This window comes from Flavicella sp. (assembly GCF_037132785.1).
Lineage (GTDB): Bacteria > Bacteroidota > Bacteroidia > Flavobacteriales > Flavobacteriaceae > Flavicella.
In genome coordinates, this window is sequence record NZ_JBAHZZ010000045.1 from 1 (window position 1) to 13,218 (window position 13,218).

Here is a 13,218-nt window from a genome sequence, read left to right on the forward strand (position 1 = left end):
CAAGAAAAACTAAATAATAGACCTAGAAAGATACTTGGATATAGAACGCCAAAAGAAATGATGGATATTGAACTTAAAATTGTAGCTTAGTAACATCATAAAACTAAAACGTTTTGTTGCGTTACAACCTTGAATCCAAGTTTTAGTCATTTATAATAAAAAAATGTTAGTATAATAAATATGTTTCTGAGTTGCAGTACTCTAAAATACTGAATTTGTTCATTAAATTGTTAAAAACAATTTAAGTTTTTTGTATATTATTCTCGGAGAAGGGCTACTTTTAATTTGTAAAGGTGTTGTCTCACTTAAATATAATTTGGTATGGCTTTGTCTAAGTTTGAATCGATGTTGAAAACCAACAAGATTTATTTTTTTGATTCTTCAGAATTCGAAGAGATTATTCATTATTATCTTGATAATGGACGCCATTCGTTGGCTAAAAAAGCTGTAAAGTTAAGCTTAGATCAACATCCTAGCTCTGTTTTGTTAAAACTATTAGAAGTAGAGTTGTTTATTTTTGAAGAAAAATATGATACTGCTGAAAGTTTATTGAGTGACTTAGAGATGATTGAACCGACAAATGAGGAGATTCATATACAAAGAGCTTCTGTTTTGTCCAAAAAAGACAAGCATAAAGAGGCAATTTATTCACTTCAAATAGCAATGGAATATACTGATGATGTTGCTGATGTAGCATCTTTATTGGCTATGGAATATTTGTATCTTGATGATTTTGATAAAGCAAGGATGAATTTTGCTAAATGTCTCGAGGTAGATTATGAAGATTATTCAGCTTTATACAATGTCATTTATTGTTTTGATATGGGTGAAAAACATAAAGAGGCAATAGAGTATCTGAAACAATACATTGATGTAAATCCTTATTGTGAAGTGGCATGGCATCAATTAGGTAGGCAATATGTTGTTTTAAAAAGTTTTGAAGATGCTTTAAGAGCTTTTGATTACGCCGTATTGATTGATGAGTCTTTTATTGGTGGGTATTTAGAAAAAGCAAAAACCTTAGAGATACTGAATAGGTATGATGAAGCGATAGAAAATTATTCTATTTCCTTGGAGCTAGACGATCCTACGGCTTTTGTTTATTTGAGAATAGGGGATTGTTATAGAGGTTTAAATCAATTAAAAAAATCTACTAAATTTTATAAAAAAGCAGTGAATGAAGATCCTTTGTTGGATAAAGCTTGGATGAGTTTAACAGATGTTTATTATCTATTGGAAGATTATTCTAAGTCTTTGTATTATATGAAAAAGGTTTTGTCTATTGATGAATTCAATTCCGTTTATTGGAGGAAATTAGGTGAAATAAACATCAAGCTTAGTTTTTTTGAAGAAGCCATTGTTGCTTTTAAACGGTGTCTAAGCTTAGATGATAAGTCAATTGAAATTTGGTTGGCTTTGTCAGATGTGCACTCTTATTTAGGTGATTATTCAGATTCATTGAATACATTAGTAAATGCTAAAAAGTATTTTAATGAAGCTGCTGAAATTGAATACCGTCTTTTTGGATTATTTCAGCAACTAGGTGATAAAGATATTTCTTTTTTACATTTAAAAAATGCATTGGCTATTGATTTTGAATTTTCAAAAGTTATGGAAAAAATGTATCCTGATTTTTTCAAACTTGATGAAGTGATACACATTATTGAAAACTTCCAAAAGAATAAATAATAAAATGTTTTTTATAGAAAAATCTAATTAGTATTATTTAGAGTAATTATCTGTTTATTTTGTCCTTAACGATATCATTAACTATGTGTTTTTCTGATATTAATGTTACATTTGCTGAAAATTATATTATCAATGGGAAGATCAATAAAAGGATATGCAGTTCTCTTTTTTAAAGGTGTAGCAATGGGAGCAGCAGATGTTGTACCAGGAGTTTCAGGAGGTACAATCGCATTTATATCTGGTATTTATGAAGAATTATTAGCAAGTATTAGTAGTGTCAATTTTAAAACATTCCAAATATTAAAAAATGAAGGAATAAAGGCTGTTTGGAGTTCTATAAACGGGAACTTTTTAATAACTTTATTACTAGGTGTTGCAGCAAGTGTAGTAACCTTGGCTAAGGGAATTTCTTTTTTGCTAGAAACAGAAGCAATACTTTTATGGTCGTTTTTCTTTGGTTTGGTCTTGGCAAGTGTTGTTTTTATAGCGAAGCAAATTACAAAATGGAATATTAAAACGTATTTGATTCTTGTATTAGGAGCTGTTGTGGCTTATTACATAACAACCCTTGAACCTTTAGTATCTGACGAAGCATCTTTATTGTTTTATTTTATATCAGGAGGATTGGCGATTTGCGCGATGATACTTCCGGGAATATCAGGTTCTTTTATTTTGGTTTTACTTGGGTCGTATAAAATGATCTTAGAAGCAATTCATTCAAGAGATTTCCAAATAATTGCTTCTGTAGGTGCTGGGGCGGTGATAGGTTTGTTAAGTTTTTCAAAGATGTTAAAATGGTTATTCTCCAAGTACAAAAATCTAACATTAGCTGGGTTAACAGGGTTTATTATCGGTTCTCTTAATAAAATTTGGCCTTGGAAAGAAACTTTGTCATGGAGAACAAACTCACATGGAGAAGAGGTGCCGTTATTACAAAAAAGTATAAGCCCTTTAAATTTTGAAGACAATCAATTACTATTTGCAATTGTATTTTCTATTATTGGTTATGGTATCATTTTATTATTAGAAAAATTACAAGCAGATAAAGAGTTGGATTAAAATATAATTGAATGTCTACAGGTAGAAGTGCAAAAGATAATATTATTCTTTTCCTTAAAGGGTTAGCAATGGGTTCTGCTAATAAAGTTCCTGGTGTTTCAGGAGGTATGGTAGCATTTGTTTTGGGCTTTTATGAAGAGATGATTTACACTTTTAGAAAGGTAAATCTAAAGGCCTTAAAACTTCTACTAAATGGACGTTTTAAAAGTCTGTTTGAGTATTTAAATATTACGTTTCTACTACTCGTAATGGGAGGTAGCTTGTTTAGTTATTTTAGTATTTCAATTATTTTAGATTATCTAATCACAAATTACGAAACACATGTTTGGAGTGCTTTTTTTGGAATGATTTTGGGCTCCATTTATTATATCGGGGTAAATTATAAGTATTGGAGTATAAAAAATACATTATTTGTCCTACTAGGAATTTTATTGGGCGCTAGTTTAAGCTATTTGCCACCAGCAACAGAAAACAGTAATCTATGGTTTGTTTTCTTTTGTGGTGTAATAGGAGTAAGTGGTATGACAATTCCAGGGCTGTCAGGTTCTTTTTTGTTAATGCTAATGGGAAATTATGTACTCTTGTTAGTTGATAGTGTTAATGTTGTATTTGAAGTATCAACCTCTATTATTGTTGGGAATATGGAAGTGTTAGAAGATGAAAGAAATATTCAATACTTAAAAATTGCTGTAACCTTTTTTATGGGTTCTTTATTTGGTCTAATTTCACTTTCTCATATTTTAGGTTACGTTTTAAAAAAATGGAATCATATAGTAATAGCTCTAATTATCGGCTTTATTTCAGGATCTCTTGGGATGGTTTGGCCATGGAAAGAAAAAATTTTAGCCAAAGAGTATGGAGTTTTGTTGTTAGATAGTTCTGGATTACCGATTGTAGAAAATTATGTGAGGTTTATTCCGAATATGAATAATTTTGAAAATTGGAGTTACGTTGGTTTTATTTTGATTGGAATTGCAATGGTTATTGGTATAGGTTTTTTTGAAAGAAAAAAGAAATCCGATACCATTTAATAACGATATCAGATATTCTATGTATTTACTAATTTTATGATTTACGATTACTAGCTAAAAGAGTGTTTTTTAATAACATGGCTATAGTCATTGGTCCAACACCACCAGGTACAGGGGTGATAAATTCAGCTTTCTTACTTACACTTTCAAAATGCACATCTCCAGCGAGCCTAAACCCATTCTTTTTACTGTCATCCTTAACTCTGGTAATTCCAACATCTATAATAGTAACGCCTTGTTTTACCATATCACCCGTTAGAAATTCAGCAATACCTAATGCAGCAACAATGATATCAGCTTGTTGAGTAATTTCTTTTAGATTATTAGTCCTACTATGTGTTAAGGTAACTGTAGCATTACCTGCTTTGCGTTTTTGACTTAAGAGAATACTCATCGGACGACCAACAATATGGCTTCTCCCAATTACGACTACATTTTTCCCAGAAGTTTCAACGTTGTAACGTTCCAGTAGCTCCATGATTCCATAAGGAGTTGCTGGTAGAAAAGTAGGCAATTCTAATGCCATTTTACCAACGTTTGTAGGATGGAAACCATCTACGTCTTTGTCGGGGTGAATAGCCATTAAAACTTTGTTTTCATCGATGTGCTTTGGCAAGGGAAGTTGTACTATAAATCCGTCGATATTGACATTATTATTTAGATCTTCAATTATTTGTAAAATTTTTTCTTCTGTAGTTTCTTTTGGTAGGTCTACTAGTGTAGATTCAAAACCTACCAAATTACATGCTTTAACTTTAGCTCCTACATAAGTCATACTAGCACCGTCAGTACCAACAAGTACTGCAGCTAAGTGAGGTGTTTTTTTGCCTTCTTTTTTTATTTTAATAACTGCTTCAGCTATTTCAGTTTTTATATCGGAAGAAGTTTGTTTTCCATCTAAAATTGTCATCGAGCGAATATTTTAATTTTCAATAAACAAGACTAACGTATTCCTTGCATCATTTGCATCATCTTACGACTATTACCACCACCTCCTTGCATCATTTTCATCATTTTGCTCATTTGGGTGAATTGTTTCATCAATTGATTGACTTCTTGAATTGTAGAGCCAGAACCTTTAGCAATTCTTTTCTTGCGGCTAGCATTGATTGATTTAGGTTCTGTTCTTTCGCTAGGTGTCATAGAATGAATAATTGCTTCAATACCTTTGAATGCATCATCATCAATATCAATATCCTTCATTGCTTTACCAACACCAGGAATCATTCCCATTAAATCTTTTACATTACCCATTTTTTTAATCTGCTGAATTTGAGCTAAAAAGTCATCAAAGCCAAATTGATCTTTCGCGATTTTTTTTTGAATTTTTCTTGCAGCCTCTTCATCGTATTGTTCTTGAGCTCTTTCAACTAGAGACACAACATCTCCCATTCCTAGAATTCTGTCAGCCATACGGTCAGGATGAAAAACATCAATTGCGTCCATTTTTTCACCAGTACCAATAAATTTGATAGGTTTATTTACTATAGATTTAATTGATAATGCAGCTCCTCCACGAGTGTCTCCATCTAATTTGGTTAAGATAACTCCGTCGAAGTTCAGTAAATCATTAAAGGCTTTTGCTGTGTTCACCGCATCTTGCCCTGTCATTGAATCTACAACAAATAATGTTTCTTGAGGATTAACGGCTTTATGGATATTGGAAATTTCAGTCATCATCTCTTTATCTACAGCCAAACGACCTGCAGTATCAATGATTACCGTATTTTTTCCAGTAGCTTTTGCATGCTTAATTGCATTTAAAGAAATTTCAACAGGGTTGTTATTTCCAACTTCAGCATAAACTTCAACACCAATTTGCTCTCCTACAATTTGAAGTTGATTGATGGCAGCTGGACGATAAATATCACATCCAACGAGTAATACTTGTTTTGACTTTTTATTAGTTAAATAGTTAGCTAATTTCCCTGAAAAAGTTGTTTTACCTGAACCTTGTAGTCCAGACATTAAGATTACAGTTGGGCTTCCTGTTAAGTTTACGCCAACAGTTTCTCCTCCCATCAAGTCTGTCAATTCATCTTTTACGAGTTTAACTAATAATTGACCAGGATTTAGTGTTGTTAATACATCTTGTCCAATTGCTTTTTCTTTTACTCTAGCAGTAAAATCTTTAGCAATTTTATAATTTACATCGGCATTGATCAAAGCTTTTCTAACTTCTTTCAATGTTTCAGCAACATTTACTTCGGTAATTTTCCCATGTCCTTTTAATACATGAAGTGCTTTGTCTAATTTTTCGCTTAAATTCTGAAACATACTGTTGAATAAGTTTTTTAAAGCGACAAAGATAGTAGAAACTCAAGGTCTTTCAAAGTGGCACATCAAAATAATTTGCACTAAATTTAGTTTTTGAAATTAATAATTAAGCAAGTAAAAAAATCAATTGGTTATGTGTTATACACAAGTAGTTTTTAGAAGAGACAGTTTTAAAGTTTTTTAGACGTCTCAATAAATGGTTTTTGGAAAGGAAATGATTTATTGATTAGAAAAATATAGAGATAATTGGAATAACAATTTAAACAGTTATAATGTATTGAGGTAGGGATTAATCTCATCCAAAAGTGTCTTCGAATTCTAATTTTTTTGTTTTTTATTTTGCAATTTGGGCATATTTTACTCATGTAGGGGTAGTTGGATAGGTAGTGTGGTTATTAAAAGCTAAAGGTACAATTTTATTGTTTTTTATCAAAACCTATTGAAAGAGAATTTACACAAAACCGCAAACCTGTTTCCGTTGGTCCATCATCAAAGATATGTCCTAAGTGTCCTTGACAAGTACTACAAATTATTTCTGTACGTGTTTTGTTTAAGCTAGTATCTTCTAAATATGTTATTTTGTAGGGAATAGCTTTGTCAAAAGAAGGCCAACCACAATGTGCGTCAAATTTTGTTGATGAATCAAAAAGTGCTGTGCCACACCCTTTACATGTGTATGTTCCTCTTTCAAAATGTAAATTTAATTTTCCTGTATGAGGTTTTTCGGTTCCTTTTTCTCTAAGAACATAATATTCATTTTCAGTTAATTGATCTTTCCATTCTTGTTTGCTTTTATTAACTTTCATTTGGATATTTTTTAGGTTGAGATTTTAAAGATACTGAATTGATACGATAACTACGTCCTGTGATTTTTGGACTTTTTCAAAACATGTCCTAGATGTGTCCATGGCAAATAGCGCAATCAACTTCAACTCGATTTATGTTATCACCTTTGTCTAGGATTTTAGTTGAAATTTTTTCTGTAGACTAATCAAAGACAGACTATTATTATGTAAATTCTATTTGAACAGTGGATATAATAAAGAGCTTAACTATTTTTATTATTTAAATGACGCATTAAATATGTTTTTTTTTACATAAAAACAAAACCGTAGCGGGGCTATGCTTAAACTTTTATTGTTTATCTAAATAAAAAATAGTCCAAATTATTTATATTCGTGATGAATTAATATGAAATACTAACAGAGATGTTAAAGATGGTAATTATATTTGTATATCAAATTAAATAACTACTTATGAGATTTATAATCATTTTACTGAATTTATTATTTTTAGGTTCAAGTTGTTCAACAGTTCCAATTACAGGAAGGAAAAGGGTGAATTTTGTTTCGGATTCAGAGGTATTGCCTATGAGTTTTGCTCAATATAAAACCTTTCTTGATGAGAGTACATTGTCTGATAATCTACAAGAGACAAGGGAGATTAATGAGGTAGGGGAAAGAATTTCAAAAGCTGTAACGAAGTTTATGAGAGATAATAATATGTCTAAGGAGGCGGATAGTTATGAATGGGAATTTAATTTAGTTCAAGATGAAGCCATAAATGCTTGGTGTATGCCTGGTGGTAAAGTTGTTTTTTATACAGGAATTTTACCAATAGCCAAAAACACTGATGGAATTGCTGCAATTATGGGGCATGAAGTAGCTCATGCTTTTGCAAAACATGGTCAAGAGCGTATGTCCTCTCAAAAAATTAAGCAAATAGGTGCTGTAGCTGTTGCGGCGGGTAGTTCTGGAGTGTCTACGGAAGAACAATTGATGTGGAATATGGCTTATGGTTTAGGTTCGGGTTTGGGTATGTTGAAATTCAGCAGACAACATGAAACAGAAGCAGATAAATTAGGGATGGTTTTTATGATTATGGCAGGATACAACCCTCAGGAAGCAGTGGAGGTTTGGAAAAGAATGAAAGCTATGGGGGCAAGTTCTACTCCTGAATTTATGAGTACTCACCCTTCAAACGCGACAAGAATTAAGGATTTACAAGATTTTATTCCAGAAGCTAATACACTAGCAAAGAAGTTTAATTAATCTACTTTGAGATTGATATAATAGTTTTTATCAATAGTAAATTTATCGATTTTATAGTTTATTTTAAGCCTTTGCCATTTTGTATTTGGGGTTATTTTTATTTGTCTTTTGTTTAAATAACAATATAGAGGCATATCAAAATTTTCAATACAGTTAGTCCATCTGTATTTGATGTTTTTTTTATGGATTTTATACTCTAATGTTGGTATTTGAGTGGTTCTTAAATATTGATCAAAGACTTTTGAAAAATCTATACCAGTAAAATCAGATATATAATTTTCAATTTCTTTAGTTGTTACAGTTTGGTGATAAAAAACTTGATTTAAACCTCTTAATAAGAGTCTCCAAGTCTCGTCATTTGCTATAGTATATCGAATGTTTTGTAACATGTTGGCACCTTTATAGTACATGTCTTCAGAACCACGGTTGTTGACATTGTAATTTCCGATTATTGGTTTGTCGTTGAGGATGTTTTTTCTTATTCCAATTAAGTATTCATTGGCAGCTTTTTTTCCATAGAAATATTCTAAATACATGGCTTCTGAATAGTTTGTAAAACTTTCATGAATCCACATGTCAGCAATGTCTTTGTTTGTGATATTGTTGCCAAACCATTCATGTCCAGACTCATGAATGATGATGAAATCAAATTTCAACCCCCAACCAGTTCCACTTAAGTCGGTTCCTCGATATCCATTTTTATAATTGTTTCCATAACTAATTGCACTTTGATGTTCCATGCCTAAATAAGGAGCTTCAACAATTTTGTAGCTATCTTCATAAAACGGGTATGGTCCAAACCAAAATTCAAAGGCTTCTAGCATTTTGTCTACTTGCATAAATTGACTTTTTGCTTTAGAAAAATTTTGTTTTAAAATGTAATAATCGCAATTTATTATTCCCGATTCTCCTTTATAATTATTGCGATAATTAATATAATTACCAATTGACATTTGAACAGCGTAATTATTTATGGGGTTGATCACTTTCCAGTGATAGGTTTTCGTTTTTTTGATAGTATCAATGGACGTCTGTATTAATCTTCCATTTCCTACGGCTACAAGATTCTGTGGAACTGTGTAAAAAAGTTCTATTCCCTTGTCTGGTTTATCATACGGATGGTCTTTACAAGGCCACCATAGACTCGCCCCATCTCCCTGACATGAGGTGCCAATAAAATCACAACCATATTCGTCTTTAGTCCATGTAAATCCACCACGCCAAGGAGCTGAGTTTGTTGCTAAAGGAATGCCTTCAAATTTGATTGATATGTGGTTTATTGAGTCGATAATTTGATCTTTTTTCAGGTATATTGTGTAGGTGTCTCCAATTCTTTTCGTTATTAAAATATGATTACCTTGTTTAACCTCAAGTATATTCATTGGTTTTTGCAAATCAATTTGCATAGTGGTTTTATTTTCTAAAACCTTATAAAATATTTTATTTGAGCCAGATATGGATTTTGATAAGATGTCTACGGAAATATCCAACTCATATTTTTGTAGATCCCACCATGATCTATCAGGAGAAATGTTTCCTCTTAAAGAATCCTTTTTTGTAAAGGTTTTCTTTTGAGAGTTTAGTGTAAATGTACAGAGGAACATTACCAAATAAATTAAAATTCTCATAACGTTAGTTTAAAGTGGTTTAGAAAAAAAACAAGCCTGATTACCAATGTAAACAGGCTTTATATATTTAGAAGCTAAACTATTATGTTTTCTACTCAAATATTTCTCTTTTAGAAAAGTGGAATGCGCTTTCAATTGCAGCGTTTTCATCACTGTCTGATCCATGAACGGCATTTTGAGTCATAGAAGAAGCAAACATTTTACGAATTGTTCCCTCTACGGCATCTCCTGGATTTGTGCTTCCTATTAAAAGTCTGAAATCTTCAACGGCATTTTCTTTTTCCAAAATAGCTGTTACAATAGGGCCGCTAGCAATAAATTCAATAAGCTTTTCGAAAAAAGGTAAATCTTTATGTGTTGAGTAAAAATTTTCTGCATCCGATTTTGATAATTGAGTTAATTTTATTGCTACAATCTTAAATCCAGACGCATTAATTTTTTCTAGGATAGCTCCTATATTCCCCTGTTTTACAGAGTCAGGTTTTAACATTGTAAAGGTTCTATTTGTTCTCATTTTTTAATATTTTAGATTTCAAGGTAAAGATACTTTTTTTATATTGAAACCATGTTTTGAGAGGTATACTAATGGCTTCTAATTGATGTTTCATGTTTTAATAATATAATATGTTTATTTTAACATTTTTTTTTGCAATGTATAAGAAAACAAACTTCAATTAAATTGTACATTTGCAAACTATGAATAGAAAGCAAATAGTAGCTGTAAAAAAGTTATTGAGTACTCCTAAAAATATAGTTTTGGTGGCTCATAGAAATCCAGACGGAGATGCTATAGGATCTACGTTAGCAATGCAACATTATTTGTCTAAAAAAGGGCATACTGCTACAACCGTTTTACCCAATGATATTCCTGAGTTTTTACAATGGTTACCTGGAGTACACACTGTTTATAAATATGATAAGCATAATAAACAGTCGAAAAGAGCAATCAAAGAGGCAGATATAGTTTTTTTGCTAGATTTTAATGCTTTTCATAGAGTTGGAGATGATATGCAGAAAGCATTGGAAGCATATGAAGGTACTTATATAATGATTGATCATCACCAACAACCAGATCCTGTTACAGAGTTTATTTATTCAGACACCTCTATTTGTTCTACATGTCAAATGGTGTATCAGTTTATAGATATGATGGAGGAGCTAGAAATGATTGATGCTGATATTGCTACTTGTTTGTATACAGGTATAATGACAGATACAGGGTCTTTTAGATTTTCATCAACAACGAGTACAACTCACAAAATAATTGGATCTTTGATTGATAAAGGTGCTGATAATTCTAAGATTCACGATAAAGTTTTTAATACAAATACATTTAGTAGATTACAGTTAAAGGGAGTTGCTTTGTCCAATTTACATATTTTACATGAATACCATGCAGCTTATATAACTTTGTCTCAAGAAGAGTTAAATACGTGTAATTTTCAAAAAGGAGATACAGAAGGCTTAGTAAATTACGGGTTATCTATAAAAGGAATCTATTTAGCTGCAATTTTTATTGAAGATAAAGAGCAGAAAATTATAAAGATTTCCTTAAGGTCTAAAGGAGGTTTTTCAGTGAATAAATTTTCAAGAGATCATTTTAATGGTGGAGGACATGATAATGCTGCAGGCGGGAGGTCGTTGACATCGTTGAAAGAAACAGTGAAAACATTTTTAAAATTACTTCCTAACTATAAAAATGAATTAGAAGAATCTTATGAAGGTTAATATATTTTTAATATTTATGTTTTTACTCACTTTAGGTGGATGTAATAAAACAGAAGCACGTAGGGCTGTTAACTTAACAAAGGTTTCAGAACTAAATAAAACGATTGCTATTAACAAAAGAATTTTTCTAGAAGAACAAAATTTGATAAAAAAATATATTGAGTTAGATTCAACATTGGCATATATAAATTCAGGAAAAGGTTTTTGGTATGCATATCTAATTAAAAACGATAATTCCGTAAAACCAATTAGAGGTGATAATATAGTTTTTGAACAAGAACTTATAGGATTGGATGGAACTATTTTATATACAAAAAAAGACTTAGGTTTGCGAAGTTATGTTGTAGATAAAGAACATATTATAAAAGGTCTAAAAGAAGGTTTAAAAATAATGGGAGAAAAGGAAGAAATAAAATTTATTTTTTCATCATTTGTTGCTTATAGAATGAATGGGGATGCTTCTGGAAGAATTGGAAGTAATGAACCGATTATAAGCAAGATTAAATTAATAACAATTAACTAATAACAATTAAAATAACGAAAATGAAAATCAAAAGTATTGCGGTTCTTGGATTGGTTGCTACAATAGCATTCACATCATGTAACAACCAAAAAAGACAAGCTAGTTTAGCAACAGAAATCGATTCTGTTAGTTATGCATTAGGTTTAGATATGGCCAATAAAATAAAAACTAATTTTCCTAATTCTAATGGGGCTGCTTTTATCGAAGGATATGAAAATGCAGCTGATACTTCTAATGTGAAAATTGAAATTAAAGAGATTGATAATCTTTTAAGAGTGTTTTTTATGAAAAAACAACAGGAGGACGTCATAAAAGCAGCTGATTCTTCTGGGGTTGTAGAAGAAATAGTAAATTCAAATACAACAGCTAAGTTGTTGAGTGAGCATGATTCTGTTAGTTATGCATTAGGTTTGGATATGGCTCTTAAATTAAAACCAAGTTTTGAAGATATCAATAACTCTTTATTTGTTCAAGGATACAAAGAATTAGGAAATGAAAAGGTGTTGTTGGAATTGGAAGGTTTAGAAGATGTTTTAAGAATATTCTTTATGGCTAGACAGCAAAAACAAGCAGAGGAGCAGATAAATAAAGATTTTGGTCAGATCAAAGAAGATGGATTGAAATTCTTAGAAGAAAATAAAGCTAAAGAAGGAGTTGTTGTTACTGAAAGTGGATTGCAATACATAGTAATCAAAGAAGGAAATGGAATTCACCCTGAAGCTACGGATAATGTAACAGTACATTACCACGGAACTATACCTGACGGAACTGTTTTTGACAGTTCTGTAGATAGAGGAGCACCTTCATCTTTTGGTTTAAATCAAGTAATTAAAGGTTGGACAGAAGGTTTACAGTTGATGGGAGAAGGAGCTAAGTTTACATTTTATATTCCTCAAGAATTAGCTTATGGAGCGAATCCTAGAGGAGGACTAATTAAACCTTTTATGCCTTTAGTTTTTGAGGTAGAATTGATTAAAGTAAATAAATAAAAGTAATTTTTTCATTTTTATTGGTAGTTGTATCTGCTTCCCCTTTTCGGTACTTTTATTTGAAATCGAATATTTACAATAGTTCAATTCCTAATAAAAATTACTGAGTTAGTCATTTAGTTTCTGTATCTTAGTGTCATTAAATATAACAGATATGGATGTTTTTCAAGGTCAAAATATACTGAGTTTTATAAAAGAACTGCCAAATGATGAAGCTTGTAAGGCTTATTTAGCCAAAATAAA

12 protein-coding genes and 1 pseudogene are annotated in these 13,218 nt (G+C 31.1%); 8 read left to right on the forward strand and 5 right to left on the reverse strand.

What is annotated here, in order from left to right; translation table 11 throughout:
- The first annotated feature begins 321 nt into the window (after nt 1-321).
- From V5787_RS02815 to V5787_RS02825, 3 genes are all read left to right on the forward strand, one after another.
- Nucleotides 322-1,689, forward strand: a complete 1,368-nt coding sequence (locus tag V5787_RS02815; protein ID WP_336891765.1) for a tetratricopeptide repeat protein — start codon at nt 322-324, stop codon at nt 1,687-1,689.
- Between the two features lie 132 nt (nt 1,690-1,821).
- Nucleotides 1,822-2,748: a DUF368 domain-containing protein gene (locus V5787_RS02820; RefSeq protein ID WP_336891766.1), complete on the forward strand. Its 927-nt coding sequence runs from the start codon at nt 1,822-1,824 to the stop codon at nt 2,746-2,748.
- A gap of 11 nt (nt 2,749-2,759) precedes the next feature.
- Nucleotides 2,760-3,779: a DUF368 domain-containing protein gene (locus tag V5787_RS02825; RefSeq protein WP_336891767.1), complete on the forward strand. Its 1,020-nt coding sequence runs from the start codon at nt 2,760-2,762 to the stop codon at nt 3,777-3,779.
- Nucleotides 3,780-3,813: 34 nt separating this feature from the next.
- Here the strand turns inward: V5787_RS02825 and V5787_RS02830 are convergent, their stop codons facing one another.
- From V5787_RS02830 to msrB, 3 genes are all read right to left on the reverse strand, one after another.
- A complete protein-coding gene (locus V5787_RS02830; RefSeq protein ID WP_336891768.1) occupies nt 3,814-4,689 on the reverse strand; it encodes a bifunctional 5,10-methylenetetrahydrofolate dehydrogenase/5,10-methenyltetrahydrofolate cyclohydrolase in 876 nt (291 codons plus the stop codon).
- Between the two features lie 32 nt (nt 4,690-4,721).
- Nucleotides 4,722-6,056 (reverse strand): signal recognition particle protein, encoded by a 1,335-nt coding sequence (gene ffh / locus V5787_RS02835; RefSeq protein ID WP_336891769.1) that lies wholly within the window; start codon nt 6,054-6,056, stop codon nt 4,722-4,724.
- Between the two features lie 416 nt (nt 6,057-6,472).
- Nucleotides 6,473-6,862 (reverse strand): peptide-methionine (R)-S-oxide reductase MsrB, encoded by a 390-nt coding sequence (gene msrB / locus V5787_RS02840; protein WP_336891770.1) that lies wholly within the window; start codon nt 6,860-6,862, stop codon nt 6,473-6,475.
- Nucleotides 6,863-7,312: 450 nt separating this feature from the next.
- On the opposite strand from msrB, the gene V5787_RS02845 reads away from it, so the two are divergent.
- Nucleotides 7,313-8,107, forward strand: coding sequence for a M48 family metallopeptidase (locus V5787_RS02845; RefSeq protein WP_336891771.1), 795 nt, complete (start codon nt 7,313-7,315; stop codon nt 8,105-8,107).
- Here V5787_RS02845 and V5787_RS02850 read toward each other — a convergent pair.
- Together V5787_RS02850 and V5787_RS02855 are read right to left on the reverse strand one after the other, a co-directional pair.
- On the reverse strand, nt 8,104-9,735 hold the full coding sequence (locus V5787_RS02850) for a M1 family metallopeptidase (protein ID WP_336891772.1): 1,632 nt from the start codon (nt 9,733-9,735) through the stop codon (nt 8,104-8,106). The genes V5787_RS02845 and V5787_RS02850 overlap by 4 nt on opposite strands.
- A 91-nt stretch (nt 9,736-9,826) precedes the next feature.
- Entirely contained in the window at nt 9,827-10,249 is a 423-nt protein-coding gene (locus V5787_RS02855) for a nucleoside-diphosphate kinase (RefSeq protein ID WP_336891773.1), read from the reverse strand.
- A 182-nt stretch (nt 10,250-10,431) separates the two neighbouring features.
- Here V5787_RS02855 and V5787_RS02860 point away from each other — a divergent pair, with 182 nt between their 5' ends.
- From V5787_RS02860 to V5787_RS02875, 4 genes and pseudogenes are all read left to right on the forward strand, one after another.
- A complete protein-coding gene (locus V5787_RS02860) occupies nt 10,432-11,463 on the forward strand; it encodes a bifunctional oligoribonuclease/PAP phosphatase NrnA (protein ID WP_336891774.1) in 1,032 nt (343 codons plus the stop codon).
- Nucleotides 11,453-11,986 (forward strand): FKBP-type peptidyl-prolyl cis-trans isomerase, encoded by a 534-nt coding sequence (locus V5787_RS02865; protein WP_336891775.1) that lies wholly within the window; start codon nt 11,453-11,455, stop codon nt 11,984-11,986. The genes V5787_RS02860 and V5787_RS02865 overlap by 11 nt, the downstream gene beginning before the upstream one ends.
- A gap of 20 nt (nt 11,987-12,006) precedes the next feature.
- Nucleotides 12,007-12,975: an FKBP-type peptidyl-prolyl cis-trans isomerase gene (locus V5787_RS02870; protein WP_336891776.1), complete on the forward strand. Its 969-nt coding sequence runs from the start codon at nt 12,007-12,009 to the stop codon at nt 12,973-12,975.
- 154 nt (nt 12,976-13,129) lie between these two features.
- Nucleotides 13,130-13,218, forward strand: a pseudogene (locus V5787_RS02875) (IS1595 family transposase); the annotation flags it as partial.